21 protein-coding genes and 5 pseudogenes are annotated in these 25,624 nt (G+C 68.6%); 15 read left to right on the top strand and 11 right to left on the bottom strand.

Annotated features, from left to right (window positions below; genetic code table 11):
* Positions 1-34: 34 nt before the first annotated feature.
* The gene (locus HUV60_RS07455; protein WP_257848164.1) at positions 35-457 is read right to left on the bottom strand and encodes a PIN domain nuclease; all 423 of its coding nucleotides are present in this window, start codon (positions 455-457) and stop codon (positions 35-37) included.
* A complete protein-coding gene (locus HUV60_RS07450) occupies positions 454-669 on the bottom strand; it encodes a type II toxin-antitoxin system VapB family antitoxin (protein ID WP_046249112.1) in 216 nt (71 codons plus the stop codon). Before HUV60_RS07450 ends, HUV60_RS07455 begins: the two co-directional genes overlap by 4 nt.
* Before the next feature lie 370 nt (positions 670-1,039).
* Here HUV60_RS07450 and HUV60_RS07445 point away from each other — a divergent pair, with 370 nt between their 5' ends.
* Together HUV60_RS07445 and HUV60_RS07440 are read left to right on the top strand one after the other, a co-directional pair.
* On the top strand, positions 1,040-3,433 hold the full coding sequence (locus HUV60_RS07445) for a type I restriction-modification system subunit M/S (protein WP_257848166.1): 2,394 nt from the start codon (positions 1,040-1,042) through the stop codon (positions 3,431-3,433).
* 45 nt (positions 3,434-3,478) lie between these two features.
* Positions 3,479-3,712, top strand: a complete 234-nt coding sequence (locus HUV60_RS07440; RefSeq protein WP_257848167.1) for a hypothetical protein — start codon at positions 3,479-3,481, stop codon at positions 3,710-3,712.
* Positions 3,713-3,731: 19 nt separating this feature from the next.
* Here HUV60_RS07440 and HUV60_RS33860 read toward each other — a convergent pair.
* A pseudogene (locus tag HUV60_RS33860) lies at positions 3,732-4,727 on the bottom strand (IS5 family transposase).
* Between the two features lie 234 nt (positions 4,728-4,961).
* Here HUV60_RS33860 and HUV60_RS07425 point away from each other — a divergent pair.
* From HUV60_RS07425 to HUV60_RS07415, 3 genes and pseudogenes are all read left to right on the top strand, one after another.
* Positions 4,962-5,114 (top strand): annotated as a pseudogene (locus tag HUV60_RS07425) (IS701 family transposase); the annotation flags it as partial.
* A 612-nt stretch (positions 5,115-5,726) separates the two neighbouring features.
* Entirely contained in the window at positions 5,727-7,175 is a 1,449-nt protein-coding gene (gene ltrA / locus HUV60_RS07420) for a group II intron reverse transcriptase/maturase (protein WP_257848168.1), read from the top strand.
* Positions 7,176-7,195: 20 nt separating this feature from the next.
* Positions 7,196-8,296 carry an IS701 family transposase gene (locus tag HUV60_RS07415; RefSeq protein WP_269441154.1) on the top strand — a complete coding sequence of 367 codons (1,101 nt, stop codon included), beginning with the start codon at positions 7,196-7,198 and terminating at the stop codon, positions 8,294-8,296.
* Here HUV60_RS07415 and HUV60_RS07410 read toward each other — a convergent pair.
* Together HUV60_RS07410 and HUV60_RS07405 are read right to left on the bottom strand one after the other, a co-directional pair.
* On the bottom strand, positions 8,287-9,822 hold the full coding sequence (locus tag HUV60_RS07410; RefSeq protein ID WP_257848170.1) for an ISKra4 family transposase: 1,536 nt from the start codon (positions 9,820-9,822) through the stop codon (positions 8,287-8,289). The genes HUV60_RS07415 and HUV60_RS07410 overlap by 10 nt on opposite strands.
* A gap of 48 nt (positions 9,823-9,870) precedes the next feature.
* Positions 9,871-10,449: a hypothetical protein gene (locus HUV60_RS07405; RefSeq protein ID WP_257848171.1), complete on the bottom strand. Its 579-nt coding sequence runs from the start codon at positions 10,447-10,449 to the stop codon at positions 9,871-9,873.
* Between the two features lie 800 nt (positions 10,450-11,249).
* Here HUV60_RS07405 and HUV60_RS07400 point away from each other — a divergent pair.
* The 3 genes from HUV60_RS07400 to HUV60_RS07390 are packed head-to-tail and all read left to right on the top strand — an operon-like array spanning position 11,250 to position 12,708.
* On the top strand, positions 11,250-11,603 hold the full coding sequence (locus tag HUV60_RS07400) for a hypothetical protein (RefSeq protein ID WP_257853088.1): 354 nt from the start codon (positions 11,250-11,252) through the stop codon (positions 11,601-11,603).
* Positions 11,591-11,932 (top strand): transposase, encoded by a 342-nt coding sequence (locus HUV60_RS07395; protein ID WP_257853090.1) that lies wholly within the window; start codon positions 11,591-11,593, stop codon positions 11,930-11,932. Before HUV60_RS07400 ends, HUV60_RS07395 begins: the two co-directional genes overlap by 13 nt.
* Positions 11,929-12,708 carry a transposase gene (locus HUV60_RS07390; RefSeq protein ID WP_257853091.1) on the top strand — a complete coding sequence of 260 codons (780 nt, stop codon included), beginning with the start codon at positions 11,929-11,931 and terminating at the stop codon, positions 12,706-12,708. The genes HUV60_RS07395 and HUV60_RS07390 overlap by 4 nt, the downstream gene beginning before the upstream one ends.
* Before the next feature lie 145 nt (positions 12,709-12,853).
* On the opposite strand, the gene HUV60_RS07385 is transcribed toward HUV60_RS07390, so the two are convergent.
* The 3 genes from HUV60_RS07385 to HUV60_RS07375 all read right to left on the bottom strand — a co-directional run bounded on the left by HUV60_RS07385 (position 12,854) and on the right by HUV60_RS07375 (position 18,219).
* Positions 12,854-16,177: a tetratricopeptide repeat protein gene (locus tag HUV60_RS07385; RefSeq protein WP_269441153.1), complete on the bottom strand. Its 3,324-nt coding sequence runs from the start codon at positions 16,175-16,177 to the stop codon at positions 12,854-12,856.
* A gap of 86 nt (positions 16,178-16,263) precedes the next feature.
* Positions 16,264-16,584, bottom strand: coding sequence for a trypco2 family protein (locus HUV60_RS07380; protein WP_257848174.1), 321 nt, complete (start codon positions 16,582-16,584; stop codon positions 16,264-16,266).
* A 537-nt stretch (positions 16,585-17,121) separates the two neighbouring features.
* Positions 17,122-18,219, bottom strand: a complete 1,098-nt coding sequence (locus tag HUV60_RS07375) for a DUF1152 domain-containing protein (RefSeq protein ID WP_257848175.1) — start codon at positions 18,217-18,219, stop codon at positions 17,122-17,124.
* Between the two features lie 92 nt (positions 18,220-18,311).
* Between HUV60_RS07375 and HUV60_RS07370 the strand changes: the two genes are divergently transcribed.
* The 6 genes and pseudogenes from HUV60_RS07370 to HUV60_RS07345 form a co-directional block, all read left to right on the top strand.
* On the top strand, positions 18,312-19,052 hold the full coding sequence (locus HUV60_RS07370; protein ID WP_257566018.1) for a GntR family transcriptional regulator: 741 nt from the start codon (positions 18,312-18,314) through the stop codon (positions 19,050-19,052).
* Positions 19,053-19,331: 279 nt separating this feature from the next.
* Positions 19,332-19,796 (top strand): ATP-binding protein, encoded by a 465-nt coding sequence (locus HUV60_RS07365; RefSeq protein ID WP_159770597.1) that lies wholly within the window; start codon positions 19,332-19,334, stop codon positions 19,794-19,796.
* Between the two features lie 65 nt (positions 19,797-19,861).
* Positions 19,862-20,590 carry a GntR family transcriptional regulator gene (locus tag HUV60_RS07360; protein WP_257848176.1) on the top strand — a complete coding sequence of 243 codons (729 nt, stop codon included), beginning with the start codon at positions 19,862-19,864 and terminating at the stop codon, positions 20,588-20,590.
* Between the two features lie 122 nt (positions 20,591-20,712).
* Complete coding sequence (locus HUV60_RS07355; RefSeq protein ID WP_123542199.1) at positions 20,713-21,063, top strand: SCO3933 family regulatory protein; 351 nt, start codon at positions 20,713-20,715, stop codon at positions 21,061-21,063.
* Positions 21,064-21,068: 5 nt separating this feature from the next.
* A pseudogene (locus tag HUV60_RS07350) lies at positions 21,069-22,446 on the top strand (FtsK/SpoIIIE domain-containing protein).
* Positions 22,447-22,529: 83 nt separating this feature from the next.
* Positions 22,530-22,682, top strand: a pseudogene (locus HUV60_RS07345) (DUF2637 domain-containing protein); the annotation flags it as partial.
* 15 nt (positions 22,683-22,697) lie between these two features.
* Here HUV60_RS07345 and HUV60_RS07340 read toward each other — a convergent pair.
* The 3 genes from HUV60_RS07340 to HUV60_RS07330 all read right to left on the bottom strand — a co-directional run bounded on the left by HUV60_RS07340 (position 22,698) and on the right by HUV60_RS07330 (position 24,805).
* Complete coding sequence (locus tag HUV60_RS07340; RefSeq protein WP_269441137.1) at positions 22,698-24,218, bottom strand: ISKra4 family transposase; 1,521 nt, start codon at positions 24,216-24,218, stop codon at positions 22,698-22,700.
* 81 nt (positions 24,219-24,299) lie between these two features.
* Positions 24,300-24,569 (bottom strand): hypothetical protein, encoded by a 270-nt coding sequence (locus HUV60_RS07335; protein ID WP_269441293.1) that lies wholly within the window; start codon positions 24,567-24,569, stop codon positions 24,300-24,302.
* A complete protein-coding gene (locus HUV60_RS07330; protein ID WP_269441292.1) occupies positions 24,557-24,805 on the bottom strand; it encodes a hypothetical protein in 249 nt (82 codons plus the stop codon). Before HUV60_RS07330 ends, HUV60_RS07335 begins: the two co-directional genes overlap by 13 nt.
* A gap of 100 nt (positions 24,806-24,905) precedes the next feature.
* On the opposite strand from HUV60_RS07330, the pseudogene HUV60_RS07325 reads away from it, so the two are divergent.
* Positions 24,906-25,592, top strand: a pseudogene (locus HUV60_RS07325) (IS256 family transposase); the annotation flags it as partial.
* Positions 25,593-25,624: the final 32 nt, after the last annotated feature.

Below are 25,624 nucleotides of genomic sequence, written 5' to 3'. Positions count from 1 at the left end.
TCCACGGAACAGCCGAACGCCTGGCCCCCTGGGTTCATTTGCCGGGTTCTGGCCCGTACCACTGGAGTGCCTGGCCTGTGACGGCGGCGATGCATTCGAAGTCCCGGTCGCGGTGCAGGAGGGTCAGTCCCTGCAACTCGGCCGTGGCCGCCACCACGAGGTCGACGGCTCCGGCACTGCGGTGCTGTCCGCGTTGGGTGAGGATCTCCTGGACCTGCCAGGCGCGGTCGTAGGCGCGGTCGTCGACCGGCACCCAGCCGAAGAGCAGGCGCAGGTCCTCGATGCCTTGTGCACGGTCGGCGGCGGAACGCGCGCTGTAGAAGAACTCCAGCTCGGTGAGGGGGCACGTGGCGATGAGCCCGGCTGCCGCCGCCCGGTCCCATCCGTATTGCTCGGCGTCGCCGCGCAGCAGACGGGCGAGTGCGCTGGTGTCGATCAGGAACTGAGCGGCGTTCACCGACGGTAGTTCCCCTTGTCTTCAAGGAGATCGAGATCGAAGGCACCCTCGGCCGCCGCCGCCCGCAGGCGGGTGAGGGCCAAAGCCCGCCGCCGGTTCTCCAGCACCTCGCGCAGCGCGGTGTTCACTGTCTCCTTCTTGGTGCTGGTGCCGAGGGCCTTGGCCACGTCAGCGACCAGTTGATCGTCGAGGTCTATTACGGTGCGAGTCATTGATGCACCTCCATGGATATATTGAGTGCCTTCAAGTATATACAAGGATGTCGCTCCTGCTGGATGGTGACCGCGGACGGGTGCCGGTGCTCCCGTGCCCAACCCTCGCGATCGGCTGCCCTTGAGCGTGACGAGACGGTTGAGTGTTGACGCCAATGCATCTCTGGGTCCACAGGCGAGATCGTTGACGTGTGCAGGGATCGGTGATGGTAACGCCTGCGTGGGGGAGCCTCTCGTCTCTCGTTCCGCGTGCCGAGTGCGAAGACACTTGAGTACTGCCAGTACTCAGTGGATGCTCCTACGGCAGTAGCTCTAGAGTCATGCCCAAAGAGCAGACGTCCGGACCACTTGAGAAGGGTGGCGGTGCGAGATGGAGAACAACCCCGGTGTGCCTGACGGCGATCGTCTGATCACACGTACGCAGATCGCGGCCATGGCAGAGGTGACGCGAGCGGCCGTCACCACCTGGGAGCGGCGCGCGGCGGATTTCCCCACCCCCCGGCGTACCGCCGGCCAGGACTACTTCCACGAGTCGGAGATCTTGAGCTGGCTCGACAGAAGGCGGGTGCCATCACACCACCGGGCGCAGGGAGAGGACGAGCACAGCACCTACGGAGATCGGGCGCGGCAGCGCAGATCGTCCAGTTCCGTGGCCCAGGAGAGTCCGACGGCGTACGACGCCCGGCCCGCGCTCGGTCCACGGGAGAAGCCGTCTCCGGGTGATGTCGAGACCGTCCGCACGCTCATGGGTCTCCTGGCCGAAAGGGTCGGAGGCGCGGACATGCCCATGGGCTATGTGAACCTGCTGGCCGCCCTGTATTTCTTGCGGATGACGAGGCCCGAGGGCTGGCAACGGGTGAAGGCGTACTCCACGTCCGGCGACGGTCCGCGGTCCAGCAGCGTACTGCTCAGGCTCATCGGCTCGGAGGCGGACGCGGCGCTGCGGGACGTGGGATCTCTTCCGGAGACGAGGGATGCCCTGGCTCGCCTGGAACCCAGGCGATTCGAGGACCTCGTGGAGGTTGTCCGGCTGGTGGGTTCGCTCGGTCCGCACGCCTTCCAGCTGATCATCGAGGGCTACGAGGAGAAGGCACAGCTGGGGAGTCGGGAGTTCTTCACCCCGCTTCCCGTGGCGTACCTGATGGCGGGATTGGGGCGGGCCGCCAGGGGGGCGGCCCCGGGCAGTGTGTACGACCCGTACTTCCGCGGTGGGGAACTCCTCGGCGCAGTAGCCGACGTGGCGATGTGGGTGCGACGTGGGAGGCCGGGGTTCACCGATGTGCCGCTGCCCAGGCTGCTGGGGCAGACGCCGAAGCGGGCCACCTTGCCGCTGGCGAGCATGAATCTGGCGCTGCGCGGAGTCCGGCCCGCCCTCCGGTTGAAGACCGGCGGGCGGCCGTGGGAGCAGACGTGGCTTCAGGGGCCGGTCGACCTGGTTCTCACCAACCCGCCCTTCAACATGAAGGACACCCTGAAAGAGACCACGCGCACCGGGCGCTGGCCCTACGGCGCCCCTCCGCTGGGTAACGACAACCTGGCCTACCCGCAGTACGCCCTGTCCGTCCTGGCCGAGGGCGGACGCGCCGCACTTGTGATGCCGAACAAGGCGGGCAACTCGGGGAACGCGGCGGAGCGGGCGATTCGCCGTGCGCTGGTGGAGCAGGGCGTGGTGGAGTGCGTTGTCGCGCTGCCCGACAGACTTTTCTCGGGCACTTCGGTGCCGGTGTGCGTGTGGTTGCTGCGGCACCCCGCCGATGCCGGAGATCACGTCCTGTTCCTGGACGCACGCGACTTGGGCACCGTGCAGAGCGGCGGGCGACGTGTGCTCGCGTACGACGACGTCAGCTCCGTCATCGACTCTTACCTGGCTTTTCGTCCGGGAGACGGCCCCGCCCGACCGTACGACCCTCCTCCGGTGACCGTGCCCGGCGCACGCGTTGACCGCGAGTCCTTGCGCCGTATCGGCTACTCGCTCAATCCGATCGATCACATCGGCGGGTTGCCGGTTCTGGACAGCGGCCCGTCCGGCATCGCGGAAGCGGAAGTCTGGGCCGAGGTTTCATGGCTGGCGGAGCACTGCAGGTACCTGGACGAGCGCACCGCCGACCTGAGGACCGTGCTCGAGACCGACCGGGTGTGTCAGGCGCCCCGCCGCGAAGCCGTCCTCGCAGAACTGTGTGACATCCAAACCGGCCCGTCTCACGCGCTGCTGGCACCGAAGGACCGGATTCCGCACGGTGAGGTGCCGGTCGTCTTTCCCAGGCACCTGCGGGACGGAGAGGTGAGTGACAGCGGCGACGAGCGCGTCTCGTCCGAACTCGCCGACCGGTTGGGGCGCTACCGGCTCAAGGAGGGCGACATCGTTTGCGTCCGCGCAGGCGCCATGGGGCCGCCGGCCCTGGTACGGAGGGACCAGACGGGATGGCTCATGAGCTCGAACGTGATCAGGCTCCGCTGCCGAGAGGATGCCCATGTCCTCCCCGGCTATCTGCTCGCCGTTCTGAGCCGTCCGGAGGCCATCGGCTGGGTCAGGGACCGCGCGGCCGCCACCGCCGCCCCGTTCATCACCAAGGCCGTACTGGAGAGCCAGAAAGTCCTGCTGCCGCCCGTCGAGGTGCAGCAGGAGATCGTCGAGTCGCTGGTGCTCCTGCGGGAGCGGTCTACCGCTCACCGAGAACTGGCAGCAGCCATCACCCGGACCCGAGCACTGCTCGTCGAACAACTCACGGGCTCCCGTACCTCCACCATTCCTCCGACCACGTGACCCAGCCAACCCAGCCCGCAGAGGCAGTGAAAGGAAGTCCCGGCCATGACCACCTCCGGCACCTCGCGCCCCTCCTCCTCCTCCTCCTCCAGAGCCTGGGCGCTCTGGCTGCTGATCATCGTTCTTTTCTCCGCATTGATCGCTGCGTGTGTCGCCGCGTTGAAGTACGTGACCGGCACGGGAATCGCTGACGCGGTCCTGTTCGCAGGGGCTGCGTTCGGTGCGGCAGCAGGGCTCTGCTTCGCCGCGGTGGGAGCGGTCACGGCACTGCGGACCTAGGTCCTGTCTGGGATTCGGATCATGAGTGCGGTGTGATGCTGCGGATCCAGAGCATCGCGCCGCAGAGATGGAGTCCGGCTTCGTAGCTCTGCGGGGTTTTGTCATAGCGGGTGGCGATGCCACGCCAGTTGCGGAGCCGGTTGATACAGCGCTCCACGGTGTTGCGGTCCTTGTACAGCTCGGCGTCGTGGGAGATGGGTCGGCCGCCGGCGCTGCCGCGCTTCTTGCGGTTCGCGGCTTGGTCGGCCTTCTCCGGAATGACCGCCTTGATCCCGCGTATGCGTAGGTAGCGGCGGTTCTTCCGGGAGGAGTACGCCTTGTCCCCGGCCACGGCGTCCGGCCGGGTCCGGGGCGTCCGACGGGGCCGCGGACCTTAATCCGCTTGAGGACCGCGGTGAACTGCGGGCTGTCACCCGCCTGTCCAGGGGTGAGGACGAACACCAGCGGCCGGCACCGGCGATCGGCCGCAACATGGATCTTGCTGGTCAGCCCGCCTCGGGAACGTCCCAGTTCAGCGGCTTTCAACCGGGCCCGGCGCCGTCTGCGGATCCGTCGCCGCTCGGTACGTGCCTCGTCTTCGCCTTGGGCATCACCTTGTCCGTCCTGCGGCTGTTGTCCCTCCTTGCCGCCCCCTTTTCCGCTTCGGCGGCGGCCTCAGGGCCGCCGGCTGCTCGGGATCGAGGACCATCCCGGCGGCATGGTGGTGAGCGCGGGAGGTTGCCGAGTCCACGCTGACCAGACCCATGTCAACCTGGTCACGGGCGGCAGCCTCGGCGATCATCGCTTCCATCACCTGCTGGAAGATGCCCCGCTTCGCCCAGATCCGGAAGCGGTCGTACGCACTCTGCCAGGGCCCAAACTCGGTCGGCAGATCACGCCAGGGAGCCCCGGTGCGGAACCGCCACATCGCCGCGTTGAAGTACTTTCGCAGATCAGGGATGGGCCCGACCGCGGCATACGGGAGATGGGGTTCAACCAGGGACCACTGCTCATCGGTGAGATCGCCTCGCGCCATGACTCATGACCTATCAAGACCGAGCCTCCGCGCGCAGGCGATCCACCTAACTCATGATCTGAATCTCAGACAGGACCTAGTACTCCAGCCGTAGTTCGGTATCTGGGCTGGTCAGCGGCCTGGTGGCGTGGAGTGTAGCGGGGGCGCCGGGTGCGCGGGAGGAACTTTGCCACCGCGCCCACGAACGAGTGCCTGTGCCGCATGCCTGTGAGCGGGTCCGAGCAATCCCTCGGCATGCTCAACGATGCGCCGACGAGCGCGTGGGACCGGGAACTCGAAGAACTCTTCCTGCGGACCGGGAGCCGCTTCACCCGGATCGAGCCCCGGCAGCGGATGCGGGACTACGTACGCGGCCTGCTCGCCCCGGTCGACCGCAAGAACGGGTGGGTGCGCCACGAGGCGCCATGTGACCGAGTGGAGGTGGGAGACCTCTACCGCCGGGCCGTCGCAGCGGCCGGGTAGAAGCTGAGGGCAGTCCGGGCCGGGGAACGCCGGTGAGGACGGGAAGCAGCCCTGACAACGCCGGGACGGCGCGGTACTGCCAGACGCGTCGGGTTCGGCAAGCAAGGCCAGAAGGCGTACGAAGAGGAATCCGTGTAAAGCCCCGTAAGTCTTGTCACCGGGCTCCAATCTGGCGGATATGGGCCCGGGGTGCAGTGCGTGACCGCTTGCTTCGGCTGGGGCGGTCAACTCCGAAGCCGGTCTCCAACTGCCGGTGGGGAGGCCACGCTGAAGGTCTGCGGCGTAGGCGTGGTGATGCTGCCGGGGTAGTAGCGGGACGCCGACCTGGCCGATCGGCACATGGTGAACGTGGGAACCGCCTGCGGTCGCCCTTTCCTTCCGGACAGCCGGTCCGGCGAGGAGGGCAGGCCCGTTGCCGGCTGAGGTCCGCAGGTGGGGCGGAGGCCTCGTAGTAGTCCGAGCGGAGGAAAGCTCCGTGCATGGCGAAGGGGGCCAGCAAGTCGGCAGGGAGGATGCTGCAATGCCAGGAGGTCGCTGGTGAATACCGACGCGCTGGAGTTCGGGCTGCTCAAGGCCGAGCGCCGGGTACTGGAGATGCAGACCAAACTGCACTGTTGGGCGACCGACGATCGTGATCGCCGGTTCGATGACCTGTTCAATCTCGTTGCTGATCCCGCGTTCCTGCTGGTCGCGTGGGTTCGGGTGAGGAGGAACAGGGGCGCTCGCTCGGCCGGAGTGGACGGGCAGACGGCCCGTTCCGTGGAGGACGGGCAAGGCGTCGAGGCATTCCTCGACGAGGTGCGGTCCGACCTGAAGGACCGCACCTTCCGTCCGCTTCCCGTGCGGGAAAGGATGATCCCCAAGCCGGGGACGGCCAAGCGCCGTCGGCTGGGTATTCCGACCGTGCGGGACCGGGTGGTCCAGGCGTCCCTGAAGCTGGTACTGGAGCCGATCTTCGAGGCGTATTTCCTCCCGTGCTCCTACGGGTTCCGCCCGAAGCGCCGGGCTCACGACGCGCTCGCCGAGGCGCACCACTTCGCCAAGAACTCCTATGAGTGGATGGTGGAGGGGGACATCGAGGCGTGCTTCGACTCGATCGACCACGCGGCCCTGATGGGCCGGGTGCGTCGCCGAGTCGGAGACCGGCGCGTCCTTGACCTGGTGAAGGCGTTCTTGAAGTCGGGCATCCTCAGCGAGGCTGGCCAGTCCAAGGACACCGATTCCGGCACTCCGCAGGGTGGGATCCTCTCGCCGCTGCTGGCCAACATCGCCCTGTCGGTTCTCGATGAGTTCATCGCGGCCGGTCCGGGCGGGCCGAACTCCACGCAAGGCCAGCGGGCCCGGCGACGTCGGCAGAATCTGCCCAACTACCGGCTCTTCCGGTATGCGGACGACTTTCTGATCGCCGTGACCGGGACACGCGAGCAGGCCGAAGACATGCGCACCCAGGTGGCGGAAGTACTCGCCCCGATGGGACTGCGTCTGTCGGTGGAGAAGACGGCCATCACCCATATCGACGAGGGGCTGGACTTCCTCGGGTGGCGCCTCCAGCGTCACCGCAAACGTGGGACCCAGAAGCACTACGTCTACCTCTACCCCTCCAAGAAGGCCCTCCAAGCCGTCAAGGAGAAGGTCAAGACGCTGTGCCGACAGGACACGAACCTGCCGCTGGCAGTCGTGCTGCACCATCTCAACCCGGTGTTGCGCGGCTGGACGGCGTACTTCCGGCACGGGGTGTCGTCCGCGACCTTCCAGTACCTGTCGGCCTTCACCTGGCGGCAGGTCTTCGGGTGGCTGCGGCGAAAGCACCGCCGGTCCAACTGGAAGAGTCTTCGCCGTCGTTACTGCGCGGGCCGATGGTGGCCTGCTGATGACGAGGTGGTCTTGTTCAGGTGCGCGAAGGTGCGAACCAACCGCTATTTGTATCGCGGGAACAAGATCCCCTCGCCCTGGCCCAGTGGGAGCACGACGGCCGCGGCCGTCTGAGAGGGCTTGTGGAGAGCCGGATGCCTGGAGAGCGGGCACGTCCGGTTCGGGAGGCGGCTCGGGAAACCCGCTGGTGGAAACACCAGCAGGGCGCCCCGAGTCGACCTCACCAGCTCGCCGAGTGGGCCGGCCACGCCACCCCGGACGGCCTGCAGTACCTGCTCTCCCGCAGCCGCTGGGACGCCGACCGTGTCCGCGACGACCTCCAGCAGTACGTCGCCGACCAACTCGGCCATGAAGACGGTGTGTTGATTGTCGATGACACCGGCTTCGTCAAGAAGGGGATCACCTCCGCCGGAGTGCAGCGCCAATACTCCGGCACGGCCGGGCGGACCGAGAACTGCCAGATCGGCGTGTTCGCCGCCTATGCCACCAGTCGGGGACACGCCCTCGTCGACCGTGACCTCTATCTGCCCAGGTCCTGGACCGACGACCGCGACCGCTGCCGGGCCGCCCACATTCCCGACGACCGTGCCTTCGCCACTAAGAACGACCTCGCCCGCGACATGATCCGCCGGGCCCATGCCTCCCCACTCCGGTTCCGGTGGGTCACCGCGGACGCCGCCTACGGCCAGGACAGCCGCTTCCGCCGCTTCCTCGAAGACGACCTCAAGCTCCACTACGTCGTGGCCGTCCCCAAGTCCCAGCAGGTCCACGGCCCGCGCATCGAGGACCGCATCCGCCGCGAGGCCCCACCGGAGGCCTGGCAACGGTTGTCCGCCGGCCCCGGAGCGAAAGGTGAGCGCTCCTACGACTGGGCCGGCGCCCTCCTGCCCGTCGTTGAGGAACGCGACGGCGACAAGCCCACCCGCAGACGGTGGATGCTGGCCCGGCGCAGCATCAGCAAGCCCGACGAGATCGCCTATTTCCTGGCCAGCGCCCCGCTGGACGCCACGCTCGCCGACCTGGCCCGGATCGCCGGATGCCGCTGGAAGATCGAGGAATGTTTTCAGTCCGCGAAGAACGAATGCGGCCTCGACGAGTACGAGGTCCGCCGTTACACCGGCTGGTACCGGCACATCACCCTCGCCATGCTCGCCCACGCCTTCCTCGCCGCCATGGCCGCCCAGGAACGCGAAAGGGTGTGGCTCTGTCTGAGTGAGATCCCGAGTCAGGCTTGAAGTGCGTATATGTGCTGGTCGGGTAAGGGATGGAGTCGTTCGTGCTCCTTCCGCGTGTGGAAGATCCAGTAGTCGGGGAAGTCGCCGTTGCTGATGACGGCGCGGAGGGTGAGGACGGCTTCGGCGCCGGGGACGGTCCACCTGCTGCCGGTGATGTCGAGTCTGTCGGCGACCAGATGGCGGGCTGCTCCTTCGACGGCGCCGCTGGCGATCGGCCAGCCGGCGGCCAGGGCCTGGTCGTAGTGGACGAAGTCGGCGTTGTTGTCCAGGTATCGGCAGGCTTTGTCCGCGGCGGCGCGCTGGTCGTCGCTGAGGTGGTGGCGGTCGGCTTCGGCGCGGATGTCGTGGGCGGCGCCGGGGGCGTCGCCGGCCAGGATCCGGGCGGCCTTGCTGCCGACCCAGTCCTCGGTGGCGGGATCGGTGGCGGTGTGGAAACAGCGAGCGGCTGCCCACAGCTTCTCGATCACGTGGACGATGTCGAGGACGATGTGGATCGTGACATTGCGGCGGGCGGCCTCGGCCTGGATCAGCTCCCGCTGGTGGGTGGCGCCGTCGATCAGTACGACCCAGGTCCGCCTGTGCTCGGGGTCGCGGGCTTCGGCCTGGTCGAACGCGGCGGCGATGACGGTTTCGGCGTCCTCGCGGACGGAGGCGGTGAGCCATTTCGCCCGCGCGGTGGGTCCTTTGCGGACGGTGCGGTGGCCGGTGCGGCCGCCGGGCGGGGCGATGACGTCGTGCGGGCGGCGGACGGCAGGCTCGGCGTCGTGGACGACGGCGAGGGTGGCCATCCTTTTGCGGCAGGACTTCTCCCCGGCCGCGAGCCGGGTGCGGAAGGTGCGCCGGGCCCTGGCGGCGGCCTTCGCGGTGGCCTCGCGCAGGTGGCCCGGGCGCATCACGATTCCCTTCTGGTCGACACTGAGCACCAGCAGCGTCCCGGCCGGGGCCGGCGCGGGGGTGCGGGCCGTATAGAACGCGGCGACGTCCACGGCCGCGGCCCGCACCAGATCCTCCACCTGGCGTTTGCCCACCACCCGGCCCCCGCAGCCGCGGTCGATCGCTTCCAGCGCGGTGTCGTAGGAACTACGGACCGCTTCGAGGACCGCGAGGCGGCGCAGTCCCAGACTGTGCCGGCCGTGGGGCAGGCCCAGCATGGCGTCGGCGGGGTAGAGGTTGGTCATGCCCGCGCCGCGCAGGGCGCACCGGGTCACGGTCACCGGCCCCAGCACGGTGGCCAGTTGCCGCCGGTGGCCCTTCTCCAGCCGGCTCCGGCCGCCGGCGAGCGCAGCCCGCTCCCGCGGACCGAGGGCGGACAGGTGGTCCTCTTCGTGGCGGGCCCGCCACTGGAGATGGGCCTGCAGGAGCAGTCGCCCCAGCTCCCGGGAGCCCGCTTCGACGTCGGCCTCCACCTGTTCATGCGTCGCGGTGAGTGCTTCAGGGCCGGAGAGGCGGGTGGTCAGCAAAGTGAGGGAAGAAAACACGCGGGCAAAGGGGTCAGCCGCCGCGGCCGTTTCATACGCTGCGTTCATCGGGCTCTCGTCCTCGGACAGTGGCGAATTCGGTTGGCACCATCGACGCTAGGGACGAGAGCCCGGCCCCACACCGGCGCGACGCCGCCCGTCGGCCGCGGCTTCCCGCTCCGGCGCACCCGCTCCCGCCCTCCGCGCGCCGCCCCACGCGAACAGGCCCGGCTCGTCCTCGGCCAGCCAGCCCCGCTCCACCAGCCGTTTCAGCTTCGAACGGAACCCCTCCACCTTGTTCTTGTCCGTCGACAACCCCAGCGCGGCGCACAGATGATGCGCCCGCATCGGATGCACCGCGTCCTGCAACACCTCGACGACGTCCCGGTACGAGCGCGGCAGCACATCCGCCTCAAGCCCCGGCTCCCACTGCGGCACCAGCCGCACCCCGACCGGCGATCCCGCCCCGCTCCCCTCCACCGGCACTTCCCCCGCGGCCTCGTCCACGGACACCCTCACCGCCCCGTCGCCGGACAGGATCTCCGTCATCGTCTCCCGGGTGATCTCCAGCCGGGACAGCCTCTCCTCCCGGTCAGCAACTCGCCTGGTCAACTCTGCGATCTGGGAGCGCAGTTCGGCGATTTCCTCCCGCGCGGCAGCCTCCCGCCGATCGAGCTCCTCCAGCCACGACACCATCGCCGCCTCCAAGACCACGTCTCAGGACACGACGATCCGCCATCCGCGCACGAACGGCAACGGCGCACGGCATCACCAGCTCACTGAAGAAGAGCCGCACCCAACGCGAAAAAGGGGCCCCGACGACGACACTCCCGACCTCGTGGACCTCACGCCGGCCGAGATCCGCCGTCTCCTGGCAGCTGAACCCCCGCACCGCCCCACACGCCGCGGCCACACCCTGAACTGGTCACGGTGGAGACGACGCCACCAGGCACGCGCCCGCCAGAGCCACTACGAACGACGCGGCTACCTATTAGCCGGGGCGCGGTGGCAAAGTCCGTCCCGCGCACCCGGCGTCCCCGCTACACTCCACGCCACCAGGCCGCTGACCAGCCCAGATACCGAACTACGGCTGGAGTACTAGAGGAGAAAAGACCGGCCGGTGTGTGAGCGCGTGCACCGGCAGCTCAGGGGAACGATGGTGCGGGCCTACCGGCCGTGCGGGAAGGCCGCGCCGGTCCAACAGCATCCCGACGAGGAGCGGCAACGGGCGGTCGCCGGGCTCGACGACGACAACAAAGAACCCCCGGGTCGATGACCTGGGGGTTTCGCATGGAGCGGGTGACGAGAATCGAACTCGCGCTCTCAGCTTGGGAAGCTGCGATCATTTGCGGTCGGTCAGGGCATTGACCTCGTGTATTCAGCTACGAGGGCCGTCCGTCAGTGATGTGACGCCCTGATAGCGGAAGGGTGCCCCTGACCTGCGATGATCTGAACTTCCTAGATCAAGAACGTCGCAGAGTGGGGGCACCCAACAGGTGCAGGCTACCGAATGGGATCGTCGGCTCGTTGTGCGGGCCGACGGCAAGAACCTGGTCGGGCATGCGGGCGTGGTGCTGCTGCACCGGATCGCGGACCGGGTCGGGCTGACCCGCGCCCTGGCCGCCGCGCTGCCCCGCGGCGTCGGGCCGGGGTGGCGGGATCGCGGGATGGCCCTGGTCCAGCTGGCCTGCGCGATCGTCCTCGGCGCGAGGAATGTCCTGCAGGCCGAGCAACTGCAGCAGCACTGGAGGCCGTTCTTCCCCGTCCGGTCTCGGACAGCACCCTGTGGCGCACGCTGGAAGCCATCGACGGCCCTGTCGGAGCCCGGGTGGAGCGCGTGCGCGCCGTGATACGGCGTGGGGTGTGGACGCTGCTCGCCCTGCGGCCCGGTGGGTTCCCGTGGATCTCGGTATGCGGGCGCACGCTCACCAACTGGTACGTCCTGGATCTCGATGCCACCTTGGTGACCTGCACCAGCAAGAAGGACGGCGCGGCCGGCACGTTCAAGGGCGGCTACGGACATCACCCGCTGGGCGCCTGGCTGGCCAATACCCGCGAGTGCGTGACCATGCTGCTACGGCCGGGCAACGCGGCGTCCAACGACGTCGCCGACCACAAGACGGTGCTGGCCGCCGCGCTGCGGCAACTCCGCTGCCGCTGTGGTCGAAGCTGCTGGTGAGGATCGACGGCGCGGCCTTCAGCCACGGCCTCCTTGAGCATCTGCAGGCGCTGACCACCAGCCGCCGCCGAGTGCGCTGGGTGACCGGCTGGGCCATCAATACCGCCGACGAGGCCGCGATCGCACTGCTGCCCGCGGACGTGTGGAACGACGCGCTGCGGCAGGACGGCGAGGTCCACGAGATCAAGGGCCCGGACGGACAGAAGGTCACCTACCAGGTCGCCGAGCTGACCGGGGTGCGCGACCTGAGCGGCTGGCCCGAGGGGATGCGGCTGATCGTGCGCCGGGTCAAGCCCTCGCGCCGCGATCTGAAGAAGCTGACCGCGTTCGAGCAGCGCACCGGCTGGCGTTACCAGATCGTCGCCACGAACATTCCCGCCCACCAGGGGCTTTCCGGGGTGTCCGGCTCCGGGCAGGTGTGGTTCGTCGATGCTCTCTACCGTGATCATGCCGAGGTCGAGGATCGTGTCAAGGCGATCAAGCGGATCGGCCTCGGGCTGCTGCCCTCGAAGTCCTGGCAGCTGAACGCCGCCTGGGTGCTGGCTGCCACTATCGCCGCGGACCTCGACGCATGGACCAGGCTCCTTCTCCTGCATGACGAGCCCGAACTCGCCGCCGCCGAACCGGAGACGATCCGCAGGAGGCTCTACCACCTGCCCGCCCGGCTCACCGCCCACGCACGCAGACGCACCCTCCACCTCGACCGCACCTGGCCCTGGGCGCCGGCGTTCGCCACCGCCTGGCAGCGGGCCACCCAGCTTCCGGCCCACACCTGACGGTCGGCCCCGCCCCGACGACAGCGGAGAGGAGAGGACCCGCAGCACCCTCGGGCCCGTGGAACCCGACGCCCCGCAGCGTCACGCGACGGCCCGTCCTCGAACGGCAGGGGACATTACGGGCAAACCGCCGAACCGACCGACGTCACACCGCAAGTGAAGAATCGAGGTTGACCTGCGTCGATGGGTGATCTGCACCCTCGTCGGCGATGTCTGCTTCACTGTGATACCCCGCTGTTCCCTGCTCGATCTGGTGCGGTTGTGGTGCGGAAGCGGTCACGGGCCACTCTTCTGGCATTTCTTCCAGCAACTTGCGTAGCTGGATACTCCGCTTCAGAGGTTCCGTGAATACTTCGGGCTGCTGCTTGGCCAGGGTGCGGTAGGTGTCGACGGCGCGGGTGATGGCGGTCAGTGCTTCCTCGCGCCGCCCCAGGTCCGCCAGACGGACGGACTGGTTGTTCAGCGAACCGGCGAGTTTGGGGAGGAAGGCGTCGGGCTGCTGCTTGGCCAGGGTGCGGTAGGTGTCGACGGCGCGGGTGATGGCGGTCAGTGCTTCCTCGCGCCGCCCCAGGTCCGCCAGACGGTTGGACTGGTTGTTCAGCGACATGGCGAGTTCGGGGAGGAAGGCGTCGGGCTGCTGCTTGGCCAGGGTGCGGTAGGTGTCGACGGCGCGGGTGATGGCGGTCAGTGCTTCCTCGCGCCGCCCCAGGTCCGCCAGACGGTTGGACTGGTTGTTCAGCGAACCGGCGAGTTTGGGGAGGAAGGCGTCGGGCTGCTGCTTGGCCAGGGTCTGGTAGGTGTCGACGGCGCGGGTGATGGCGGTCAGTGCTTCCTCGCGCCGCCCCAGGTCCGCCAGACGGTTGGACTGGTTGTTCAGCGACATGGCGAGTTCGGGGAGGAAGGCGTCGGGCTGCTGCTTGGCCAGGGTCTGGTAGGTGTCGACGGCGCGGGTGATGGCGGTCAGTGCTTCCTCGCGCCGCCCCAGGTCCGCCAGACAGTTGGACTGGTTGTTCAGCGACATGGCGAGTTCGGGGAGGAAGGCGTCGGGCTGCTGCTTGGCCAGGGTGCGGTAGGTGTCGACGGCGCGGGTGATGGCGGTCAGTGCTTCCTCGCGCCGCCCCAGGTCCGCCAGACGGTTGGACTGGTTGTTCAGCGACATGGCGAGTTCGGGGAGGAAGGCGTCGGGCTGCTGCTTGGCCAGGGTGCGGTAGGTGTCGACGGCGCGGGTGATGGCGGTCAGTGCTTCCTCGCGCCGCCCCAGGTCCGCCAGACGGTTGGACTGGTTGTTCAGCGACATGGCGAGGTCGGGCAGGCTGGGTTCGTGTGTGTCGTGGTGTTCGACCAGGGCTGTGCTGAGGTCGGCTGCCCACTCGCTGAGGGCCAGGGTGGATTCCGGTAGCTGGTCGCTGAGGTGGTGCAGCAGGGTGATGTCCTGTGTAGCGCGGGTCAGGTGAGTCAGAGCGTCGATCAAGGGCGAGGTATGGGCGGTGCGGGTCGCTGTGGTCAGGGCGGCCGGTCCCAGCACGGTCGGGGCCGTGGTGAGGGCGTCACGCAGGATGCCGTTGATCGCGTTGTGGTGGTGGGGGTGCTGGGCGGTGCGGGCCAGCACGGTCAGGGCCTGTTCGGCAGGTGCGCCGGTGAGGGTGGTCAGGATGCGGGTGAACAGGGCGGGTTCGCGGCTGAGCTGGGTGCCGAGGTGGTATTCGGCGATGCGGTCGGGTTGGAGGCTGCCCCATACGGAGCCTGCCGGGGTCGGGTAGAGATCCGCGAGCCAGGTGGCCAGTGCCCCGCGGACGGCGGCCGCGCTGTCGTCGGCCAGACCGGGAAGCCGGGCCAAGAGCGCCCTGGCGTGATCACGGTCGGTCGCGGGGGCCAGGCAGGCCAGGGCGACGGCGAGGGCACGGGTCTCGGTCCCGCTGTGCTCCCCGGTCAGGCCTCGCTCGGGGCTATTGGCGGTCTCGTCCCAGTACTTGCGTTCGTGTCCCAGCAGCCTGCCTTCCAACGCGGTGGCCCGGCCTGGGGTTTGCGGGGTGCCGGTGGTGTCGAGGAGGGCGAGGAGGGCGGCCATCTGCACCGACAAGGGTGTGTCGAACTCGGCGCCGGCCAGGGCGGGCATCGCGTCCACAGTGGTAAGGGCAGGCAGGAGGGTCGCCCAGTCGGTGGCGGGGAAGAGCCGGCGCAGTCGGGTGCTGAAGTCGCCCAGGGCCTGACGGTAGGCGGCGGTGCGGTCCTGGGAGGTGTGGTGCAGGGCCGGAACCGGTGTGACAGGGGCGGTGGCCAGGGCCTGGCTGTGGGGGTGCTCGGTGGCCCGGGTCCACCAGTCGCCCGCGGCACGGGCCAGGGCCAGCACCCGCACGGGGCTGGTGACCTGGTCGTGGTCGACCGCCTCCAGCAGAGCATGCAGTTGCGGGACGCGGGTCTCGGCGTAGTCGACGACGATCAGCAGCGGCCGGCGCACCCGGGACAGCACATCCAGCGGCACCCTGGTATCGGTGGTCAGGCGGATCGCGGCCCAGCCCCGGCTCGTCATCCGGGTGGCGAGTTCGGCCGCCAGCCGGGTCTTTCCCGCACCACCCGGCCCGGTCAGCAACCGAGCCTGCACCAGGCTCTGCCCCCAACCCCATGCGCTGGCAGGCTCATCGTGAGGGGCGGACTGCGCCTGGCTGGAAGGCAGCTCGCACCAAGGGGTCAGATCCTTCTCGAGCAGATCTTCGCGGCGCATGAAGGACACCGTCGCCTGTTCCGGGCGCAGCAGATCGGCCGGGGATCGGGGCGGCCGGGGGATGGCGGTGCGGTCGGCGAGGTGTTGCAGGTCTGCGGGCTCCAGTAGCATCGCCCGCCCGGTGTGCTCCTCGATCAGCTCCCCTACCACCGGATCCGACGCCAGGACATAGGCCGGCATGGCCTCCAGCCGGGTGTGGCTCCAGCCGGGCGGATCACCGGCCACCACCCCGGTCAGCAGTGGCGCCATTCCTGATGCGCTGCCGCACCACAACGCCGCCCCCGACATCCCGCCCCACGGCGCAGCGCCCTGATACAGTTCGGCTCCCGCCTCACCTACCAGGACGTACCGGTCCCTGTCCCGGCCGCTTTCCGGCAGCACCCGCCCGTCAGCCTGCACCAGCGACACCGCATCGGCACCGGCCTGCCCCACCACCGGATAACCCAGGCACTGTGCGGGACAGGCCTGCATCGTCACCAACCGCCCCCACCGCACTCCGGGCAAAGGCCTGTCCGACAGATCCTCCCCGGCCAGCAGCAACGCCGCGTCCCACCCCTGAGGGCCGGCCTCCAGCCGTTCCCACACCACCCGACACGGCACCCGCCCGGCACGGCCGGGCAATTGCACCGACACCCGCCCGCGGTCCTTGAGCACGTGCGCGGCCGTCAGCACCAGCCGACCGCCCAGCACATACCCCGACCCCCGAGCCTCACCGGACCGCACCACCACCACCCGCGCCCTGTCCACCCCGCCCTGCCTCCCCGATCTGTGTCCTTACAGGCCTCGCCCCCGATCCAGGCGCGGGCCGACCCGGCAGCGTGGATGCCACCCGGTTACTCGCCGAACCGGGACCCCAGCACCTCACCCGTCTCATCCGGCAGGTCGGTGTTCACGTGATACGCCGTGCCCGTCGTGGTGTCCTTCGGCGTCAGCACGAGCTTCACCCGGTGCACCGACACTCTCGATGTCCCCGCACCGGCCGACACCACCCACGCCTTCACCCCGGCCTTGCCCTCCTTGCGCATCTCCACCGAAAACTCCAGCTCCACCGGCCCCACCTCGAACCGCGGACCGCTTCCACCGCCTGCCGCAGCGGCCACCAACTCCGCCCGCAGATGCTCCACAGCCTCCGCAATCCCGATCTCTTCAGCCATCCCCGGCCCCTCCCTTTCCCGCTGCCGCACAGACCACTGTCCGCACCAAAGGGTGCACCCGCGCAGACGACCACCACCGGCCGAGAAGTTCCCGCACCGCCTCAGACATCGAAAAAGACCGAAACCATACGGAAGTAAGGCCTTCCATGACCGTTTCTGACCAGCGGAAATGCAGGGCTGGTTCCTGTGCGCCACCCAGGGCGGTGGAGCGGCTTTGGGGTGGCGCTGCTTTGGCGCGAGTGATCATGGCCCCGTAAGCTTCCGGCGCGTCGGGCAGGTAGTGGACCTGCCCGGTAAAGCACGACGTTGGGGCCATGATCTTCGAGGCTCGCGCCAAAGTGGCTCCGTAAAGCCGCGGAACCGACCGCCCCAGCCACGACGAACCCCTTCTCTGACGTCAGGCGGCTGATTGCTGTGCGCGCGGCACGGACGCCGGCCGGGCTGGAGCGGGGCGGAGACAGGAGCGCAGGCCAGGCCGGGGGCCGGGCCGCGTGCGGTGAGCGGAGCGAGCCGCCTTGAAACCCGTGAAGAAGGTTGTTACTCAGCAGGGGCTGTGATCCGCCACAAGGGCGCGTCGTACTGCTCCGGACGGCTGTTGATCAGCAGTTGGCGCAGGTCCTCGCGTAGGGAGCCGTTGAAGTTCAGTGCCTCGGTGATGCGGCGGAACGACGTATGGGTGACTCCGCGGCCTTGGGCCTCCGCCTCGAACTCATCGAGTCGGGTCAGTGCAGCATCGGGGTCAAGCCTCGTCGGCGGCTGGTTCTTGAGCCACGTGGCCTTGTTGCGCTCGTAGTCGATCTCTGAGTACCCGCAGATCTCACGGCTGTATGCCTCGACCTCGTCCAGGGTGGCGGTGGTCGTGATGGCGCGGGCCAATTCGTTGCGGCTTAGAGCCTCGTCGAGGTCGACCTCATAGACGGTCGGGCCTTCGTCGGTGAGAGGGACGGGAAGGCCGGCGTCCCGCATCTCGCATGTGCCGCGTACGCCGCGGGCTGTCGCCGCGAGCATCCCGGTTGCCTCGGAGGGGTGCCACTCCAGGACCGAGTTGACTGGCTCTACATCCTTCGCCGTGAAGGTGTGGACGAGCGGGCCGAGCATTGCTCGCAGGTCATCAGGAGGCAGTTCGCCGTCCAGGCCGGGGCCTGCCACGAGGAGGCGGATTGGTGCGTTCACTTGGCAGGACGCGGCGAGCGTGACGGCATCTGCGAGCGGGCTCTTGAGCGTTGGCTCATCGCCTCGGGCGAGGATGTCTCCGCCGACGTCCAAGAGATCGATCGACTCGGGTGAGAACTGGATCACCAGCTCTTCGAGTTGGCGGGTGATGCCCTCGACTCCGTGGTGCGGGTCGATCAGCGCGAAGGTGTGCGGGAGCTCTGCCGCGAGGCGGGGGAGGGTGGAGCCTGCTGAAGCGATCGGGCGGGCGTTGGCCGGCACTGTCCAGACTGTTGGGGTGAGGCGCTGGAGGCCGGTGAAGTTGTTCGGTCCTCGGGGGCCCGGTACCGGGTCGATCAAGAGGCGGTCCCACGCGTACGTGAGGATCACCGCCTGGTCCTCGTCGCCGTAGAGGGCGGTGTGAAGCATTGCGGCGGCGACTGCGTCGCCCCCTCCTCCTGCTGCGACGATCAACCGCTTCATGCGGTTCAGCCTACGGGGTCGGGGGTTGACCACTCATCCTATAGTGGCTACTGGCCATAGCCACTTGGCTATGGGAAAGGTGAGGAGGCGGCATGCCGCAGATCGAGGAGGCTCAGCCGAAGTATCTCCAGATCGCGCACTACATCCGTGATCAGATTCTTCGGGGTGACCTGCGACCAGGGGACGAGGTTCCCTCGGAGAGGCAGTTGGCTGCGAACTGGAAGGTGTCCCGTCCGACTGCCGCGCGGTCACTGGAGGCGCTCAGCCATCAGGGGCTCGTTGAGAAGCGTCAGGGGTCGGGCACCTACGTGCGGAGCCTGGAGGTCAACCGGCGGGCGCGTGAGTTGTACGGGCGGGCTCGGCAGACCGGGAAGATCTACACGCCCGGTGAGTACGCGGTGATCACCTCGGCCGGTTGGATGGAGGCCCCGGATCACGTCGTTGAGGCTCTGGGCCTGGTCAAGGACCGCCGGGCCGTGCATCGGCGGCGGGTGACGAACAACCAGGACGGGCCGATCACGCTGTCCACGTCGTGGTTCGCTCCGGATGTCGGCCAGCGCGCGCCGAAGCTCCTGGAGCCGGAGCGGATTCAGGAAGGGACGCTCATGTACGTCGAGAACATGACTGGGCGTCAGGGAAGCTATGCCGAGGATCGTATGTGTGCTCGTGATGCGACGGAGGAGGAGGCCGCGGATCTTCAACTGCAATCCGGTTCAGCCGTCCTGATCGTTCACCACGTCGTCTTCGACCTCCAGGACAGGCCGTTGGAGTTCGCCGAAGCCACCTACCCGCCGCATCGCTGGGCGTTCGAGCAGGGCTACCCGCTCACCTGATGGCCTGGAAGTTGTGTCGAATCGCTTGCACAGCCCAAGTGGCTAATGCCACTATCCAGAAAGTGGCTAAGGCCACTTGGATTCGGAAGGGGGCACGGAGTGACGAGTCAGCGGCCGGACCAGGGCGCGCGTGCAACTTGCCGGGGGTGTCGGGGGCGCGGTTGGAAGCGCGTCGGCTCCCGTACGGCTCTGGCGCTCTCGACGGCCAATGACCGCGTCCGTGCCACGTCGAAACGACGCTGCCTCGACTGCGACGGCAGCGGCAAGGAGTGAGTGCGGATGGCCTACTCGATCGACCGCTATCCCTCTGCGGACTCGCCGCGACTCGGTGCCATGACCTTGCACCCCGTCGCGGAGTCCGTGCCTCGGGCTCGGCGCTGGTTCCGGAAGTTCATCGCCCCGTACAACCCTGCCTGCTCGATCGATGACTGTGTGTTGATGATCTCGGAGCTGGTGACCAACGCGATTCTCTACGGGCGGGCTGACGAGACCTGGATGGTGCGCGTTGCGTGGTACCGCGTGGAGACGTCGCTTCGGGTGGAGGTGCATAATCCGGGGTTCCCGGCGAGTGTGCGCATGCGGCAACCGGACGCCGGCGATGCCCACGGGCGCGGGCTGCTCCTCGTCGACTCCATCGCCGACTCGTGGCACTCCGGTCCCAGCCGCTTCGGCGGGACGGTTGTCTCGTTCACCATGGCCGACGCCTGGTCGCCCGATGAGGTCTTCGGGCCCGTTCTGTTCTGACGGCGAAGTTGTCGCTAGTCTGGTTGACCAGTTGACTTGGCCAATCTCGACAGACGGCGGCGTTCATGGCGTATGAAGTGGAGGCACCGAAGTACGTACGCCTCGCGCAGACGATTCAGTGCCGCATCGAGGACGGCACGTATCCGCCTGGCACTCGGGTGCCCAGTGAGAATCAGCTGGTTCAGTCCTTCGGAATGTCCCGCCCGACCGTCGTGCGGGCCCTGGAGCTGCTCAAGCGGGACGGCTGGCTGGAGTCTCGGCAGGGGTACGGCACGATCGTCCGGGGCCGTCCTGAAGTTGTTGAGCAGCAGGACCGGCGGGGGCGAGAGGTCCTGAAGCGTGACGAGTCTCGGTCGTCCGGGCGCCTGGTCGAAGTCGCTGATATGCCTGTTCCGGCGCGGGTCGCCTCCGCGCTCGGGCTCCCGAAGCGAGCCAAGGTCCTCATGCGCCGTTTCCTGGCGGAAGAGGACGGTGAAGCGGTCGAGTTGGTCTCGACGTACTTCCCCGCCGGCCTGGTCGAGGGGACCGAGCTGGCGAGCCCTGATGCCCTCAGCGGCAGTGTGCGCGAGCATGTGGAGGCTCGGAAGAAGGTCCGCTATGACCACGTGACGGAACGAGTCTCGGCTCGACTACCTGAGAGTGGTGAAGCCGAGCTTCTGGGCTTGCCTGACGGTGTGCCCGTGCTCAGCATCCTGGTCATCGCGTGCGACGCGTCCGGGCAGGCGCTGCAAGTCTCTGATGTGCTGCTTCCGGCCGACCGCCAGGAACTCGAAGACACCTATCGCTTGAACTGACGTCTGCTCCAGGCGAGTTCACCTATAACTCCACTTGACAAGTCAACCTGTCATCTCTAGCTTCGAACTTGCTAAGTCAATTTGTCAGGTGGCGAGTTGATCGACTCGAAGGAGAAATCTCTGTGCGTGTGATCCGCGTTGACGCCTCGTCCGCCACGATCCTGCTCACCGAAGCGCCGGCGCCCAAGGTGCGCGACCGGCAGACCGGCGAGATCGCCAAGGATGCCGTGAGCGGTGAGGCACTGATGACGGTCGGCGTCGTCTTCATCGACGAGGGCGAGTCGTCCCTGATCCAGGTCACCATCCCCGAGAGCGGGGTGACCGACGGGCTGACGGTCGGCGCTCCTGTCTCGCTGCCGGGGCTCATCGCCCGACCGTGGGAGAGCGTGTTCAACGGCCAGCAGCGGCACGGCATCGCCTACCGGGCCACCGCCGTGGCTCCGGGTGCCTTCCCGATGGCGCAGGCGGGCTGATCGCCGTGACCGACCTGGTGACGCTGGCCGAGTGGGGCGCGCCGCTTGCTGCGATAGGCGGCGGTGCTCTCTACGCCCGGCACGCCCACCCTGCGGCGTACTGGTCCACGGTCGGGCTGCCGGTCTCGGTGGCCCGGCTGCTGGCCTCATACTCCTCGACCATGGACGCGTGCGGCCTGACGGTCCCGCCGTCCCGGTTGCGGGCGCTGGCAGTCAAGGCGACCACTCGACGGGAGATCCGGCCCGTACCACCTCGGCGGGGCATGATCCGGCCCACCTCGACCGGCCTGCGGCTCCGGCTGCGGGCTCGCTCCGGGACAGGAACCTGCGGATGTGGCGGCCTCGGCCGAACGGCTGCGGCACGCCTGGGGCGTTCACGCCGTGTACGTGCGGGACGTCAAGCCTGGAGTCGTGGAACTGCGGCTCGTCGGCTTCGACGTCCTGCGGAACGTCCGGAGGCCTCGTCGGACCGTCGCCGGGCCGCTTCGGGTGCCGGTGGCTCTGCGCGAGGATGCGACGCCGTTCGTACGGGACTACCGGGCCGTTCCGCATGAACTCGTCCTCGGCGCCACGTTGTCGGGCAAGTCCATGTTCCTGCGGAACCTGCTCGTCGGGCTGGCTGCTCAGCCGGTCGTCCTCGTGGGGATCGACTGCAAGCGCGGGGTGGAGCTGGCGCCGTTCGCGGCCCGGCTCTCCGCCCTGGCCACCGACCCGATACAGGCGGCCGAGCTGCTGCCCGTGCTGGTGAAGGAAATGGAGGACCGATACGACCTGATCAAGGCGAGGCAGGGTATCGCCCCCGGTACTCCGGATGAGCTGATTACCTCGGACATCTGGGGCCTGCCGGACGACGAACGCCCGGTTCCCATCGTGCTGTTCATCGACGAGGTGGCGGAACTCTTCCTCGTCGCCACCAGGAAGGAGGAGGAACGGCGGGACGAGATGGTCACTCAGCTCATCCGGCTCGCTCAGCTCGGTCGTGCGGCCGGCATCTATCTGGAGGTGTGCGGACAGCGCTTCGGCGCCGAGCTGGGCAAGGGCGCCACCATGCTCCGGGCCCAGCTGACCGGCCGGGTCTGCCACCGCGTCAACGACGAAGCCTCCGCGAAGATGGCGCTCGGTGACATCGCCCCCGAAGCGGTCTACGCGGCCTGTGCCATCGCGCCCGAGCTGCCCGGCCTCGCCGTCGTGGGTGATACGTCCGGCGGCTGGTCCCGCATCCGCACGCCTCACCTGACCCTCGCCGAAGCGGCGGCCACCTGCCGCGAGACGGCCCACCTCGCACCCGACGTGCCCGCGCTCGCGCCCTTCCGTCCCTACGTCCCGCCCGTGCCCGTGGAGGTGTCCGGGCCGGTAGCCACTCCTCGCCCCGTCGCCGAGTAGTCGCACCCGCTCCCACGGTCGGCGCGACCGTCCCGCGCCATGTCCCTACCCCACCCATGCCCGAAACCGGAAGGAGTCGCGCCGTGCGTGCCCTGCCCGTCCGCGTGGACGCCGTACTCGTCCAGGCGCTCATCGCCGCCGCGCTGTCCTTCGCCCACCTGCACGACCTTGCCTCCGCCGCCGGACAGGACGGTTGGAAGGCGTGGGCCTACCCGGTATGGGTGCGGATCCTTCTGGGGGAAGGTCGTTGATCAGGCTCCGAGTTGGTAATCCCGCTGTTCGGGGTAGGTGCGCTGGTGCTCGCGGGTGTGGTGGTAGGCGAGGTAGTCGTCGAGGTCTCCGTTGGCGTGGACGGCGCGGAGTTTGAGTACGGCTTCGGCGCTGTCGAGGCCCCAGCGGGCGCCGGTGATGTCGAGGCGGTCACCGATGAGGTGGCGGCAGGCTCCCTCGACGGAACCGGTCGCGATCGGCCACCCGTTCTTCAGCGCGATGTCGTAGCGGAGTCGGGCGAGGTGCCCGGTCAGGTAGCGGACACAGGTGCCGACGGCCTCGCGCTTGGAGCCGGTGAGCTGGTCTTTCTCGGCCTGCGTGGTCATCTCGCGGGTGACGCGGGCGGCGTGTCCGTGCAGGATCGCGGTGAGTTTCTCCGCGGCGAAGGTCTCCGCGGCCTCGCTGCCGACCGGGTGGAAGGCGTGGGCGGCCGTCCAGAGGTATTCCGCGACATGCACGAAGTCGATCAGGACGTGGATCGTCGCCTTGCGCCGCCGTGCCTCGGCCTCGACCAGATCGAGTTGGTGGTGGGCGCCGTCGACGAGGACGAGCCAGGGCCGCAGGTGGCCCCGGTCGCGGTCGGCGGCCTGGGTGAACGCCTCGGCGATCACGTCGGCCGGGTCGTGGATGAGCGAGGCGGTGCACCACCGGTTGACCGCCTTCGGGCCGGGACTGGGCGTGCGCAGGCCGCTGCGGCCGCCCGGCGGGTGGACGATGTCGTGCGGACGACGCACGGCGGGGACGGTGTCGTGGACGCAGGCGATCGTCGCCATCCGTTTCCTGTCCGGTTTCTCACCCGGCGCGAGCCGGGCCTGTCGGCCGCGGCGCTTCTTGGCCTCGGCGGCCCGCCGGGTGGCCTCGCGCAACGCTTCGGGCCGCATCACCACACCCTTGCCGTCGACCTGGATGACCAGGGGCATGTCGGCCGTGCACGCGGGGGCGATCTTGTGGTGGTAGAAGGCGTCGATGTCGACGGCGGCCTCAACGACCAGGGATTCGGCCCGTCGCTTGCCCAGGACCTTCCCGCACCGGTCGGTGACCGCCGAGACGGCCTGGTCGTAGGAGGAGCGGACCGCTTCGCGGACAGCGAGGCGTTTGATGCCGTGACTGTACCGGCCGTGCGGCAGCGACAACCGCGCGTCCGCCGGGTGCGCATTGGCCCGCCCCCGGCTCCGCCAGGCGCACCGGGTCACGGTCACCTTTCCGAACAGACAGGTCAGCTGCCGTTCGTGTCCCCGCTCGCGGTACGGTCGCCTCTCTCCGTCCGCACCGAGGACCGGCTCCGGCGGCGGGTGCTGTTCTTCGCGGACCGCGCGCAGATCGAGGTGGTCCTGGAAGAAGCGGCGCAGGATCTCCCTGCCGTCGACCTCGATCAGACGCTCCACCGCGGCGTGGTCCAGCTCGGCGGTCTCACGCGCCGACAGCCGTGCTGCCAGCGACTTCACCGCCTCCATCGAGCAGGCAAACGGGTCGGGGACATCGCTGGTGCCGTAGCGTTCCATCCGGGCTCTTCTTCCTGATGTTCGTTTCGGTTCGCACCTACGAATGTAGGGAGAAGAGCCCCTTGAACACCGGGAGTTGACCTACCTCACCGAGCCGGCTGCCGCCCGGTGGGCCGAGATGGTGAACTGCCCCGGCGCCTGTTCGGCCAGCCAGCCCCGCTCAACCAGCCTCTTCAGCTTCGACCGTGTCGCCTCGATCTTCGAGGTCTGGGCGGGCAGCCCGATCCTGGGCACGATCTGCTTCGCCTGCACCGCCCCCGGCGCGTCGTCGATCACGTCCACGATGTCGCGGTAGACCGGCGGGAGATCCACGCTGGTCATCCCCTCCCGCCAGAAGGTCACGGTCTGCACCCCCACCACCCGGCCCCCGCCCACCGGCAAGGTCTCCGCCGGCGGCCGGGCCACTTCGAGGGCCACTCCTCGGCCGCGAGTTCCTCCAGAGTCTCCCGCGTCACCGTCAGCCGATCCAGCCGGCCCCGCTCGGCCTCCAGCCGAACGGTCAACGCGGCCACCTCCCGCTCGAGTTCCTCCACCCGCAACCGCACCGCCGCCTGGCGTTCCTCCAGCTCACCGATCAACGAGCCCATCCGGCACCGCCTCCTCTACCGCCACGGTAGACAAGCCGCCACCCCACCCACACCCGGATCAGCGAAACCCCAGCTCAACCATCCCTGGAAAGGATCCGCACCCATCTACGTTGTGATGGTGGTCACGGCCGAGGGGCACCGGGGCATCCTGGGGATCTGGGCCGGTGACGGAGGCGAGGGCGCGAAGTGCTGGCTGAGCGTGTTCACGGACCTCGAGGACAGGGGTGTTGACGACGTCCTGATGCTGTCTGCGAGGGGCTGAAGGGCCTGCCCGAGGCCGTGGAGACACTCCGGCCTCGAGCGGTTGTCCGGACTTGCGTCGTTCACCTGCTGAGGAACAGCTTCCGGCATGCGGCCCGTCAGGACCGGGACAGGATGGCCAGGGCGCTCAAGCCCGTCCACACGGCCCCGAACGAGGCCGCCGCGACCGGGCGGTTCAGCGAGTTCCAGGAAGCCTGGGGCAAGAAGTACCCGGCGGTCATCCGGCTCTGGGAGAACGCCTGGGCCGAGTTCGTCCCCTTCCTCTCCTTCGACGTCGAGATCCGCGAGGGTGATCTGCTCGACGAACGCGATCGAGTCCGTCAACGCCCGCATCCGCAAGGCCGTCCGCGCCCGCGGCCACTTCCCCTTCCCCGACGGGGCCGCGGCCCTCAAGTGCGTCTACACGGCGCTGATGAGCCTGGACCCGAGCGGCAAGGGCCGCAAGCGGTGGACCATGCGCTGGAAGGCGCCACTCCACGCCTGCCAGACCGCTTTCGAGGGCCGGCTCACCCCGGCCAACAACTGAACCTCAACAACCAAGGTCAGCCGTTAAATTGA

It is taken from the genome of Streptomyces sp. KMM 9044, from assembly GCF_024701375.2.
Lineage (GTDB): Bacteria > Actinomycetota > Actinomycetes > Streptomycetales > Streptomycetaceae > Streptomyces.
Note: the sequence above shows the minus strand (reverse complement) of the source record. Positions and strands in the feature narration are given on the sequence as shown.

Bases quoted from the DNA above. Each gene is read 5' to 3' on its own strand.
- HUV60_RS07450 (WP_046249112.1), bottom strand. From the start codon at position 669: ATGACTCGCACCGTAATAGACCTCGACGATCAACTGGTCGCTGACGTG.
- HUV60_RS07445 (WP_257848166.1), top strand. From the start codon at position 1,040: ATGGAGAACAACCCCGGTGTGCCTGACGGCGATCGTCTGATCACACGT.
- HUV60_RS07440 (WP_257848167.1), top strand. From the start codon at position 3,479: ATGACCACCTCCGGCACCTCGCGCCCCTCCTCCTCCTCCTCCTCCAGA.
- HUV60_RS07415 (WP_269441154.1), top strand. From the start codon at position 7,196: ATGCCTGGAGAGCGGGCACGTCCGGTTCGGGAGGCGGCTCGGGAAACC.
- HUV60_RS07410 (WP_257848170.1), bottom strand. From the start codon at position 9,822: ATGAACGCAGCGTATGAAACGGCCGCGGCGGCTGACCCCTTTGCCCGC.
- HUV60_RS07405 (WP_257848171.1), bottom strand. From the start codon at position 10,449: ATGGTGTCGTGGCTGGAGGAGCTCGATCGGCGGGAGGCTGCCGCGCGG.
- HUV60_RS07380 (WP_257848174.1), bottom strand. From the start codon at position 16,584: ATGGCTGAAGAGATCGGGATTGCGGAGGCTGTGGAGCATCTGCGGGCG.
- HUV60_RS07375 (WP_257848175.1), bottom strand. From the start codon at position 18,219: ATGAAGCGGTTGATCGTCGCAGCAGGAGGAGGGGGCGACGCAGTCGCC.
- HUV60_RS07370 (WP_257566018.1), top strand. From the start codon at position 18,312: ATGCCGCAGATCGAGGAGGCTCAGCCGAAGTATCTCCAGATCGCGCAC.
- HUV60_RS07365 (WP_159770597.1), top strand. From the start codon at position 19,332: ATGGCCTACTCGATCGACCGCTATCCCTCTGCGGACTCGCCGCGACTC.
- HUV60_RS07360 (WP_257848176.1), top strand. From the start codon at position 19,862: ATGGCGTATGAAGTGGAGGCACCGAAGTACGTACGCCTCGCGCAGACG.
- HUV60_RS07340 (WP_269441137.1), bottom strand. From the start codon at position 24,218: ATGGAACGCTACGGCACCAGCGATGTCCCCGACCCGTTTGCCTGCTCG.
- HUV60_RS07330 (WP_269441292.1), bottom strand. From the start codon at position 24,805: ATGGGCTCGTTGATCGGTGAGCTGGAGGAACGCCAGGCGGCGGTGCGG.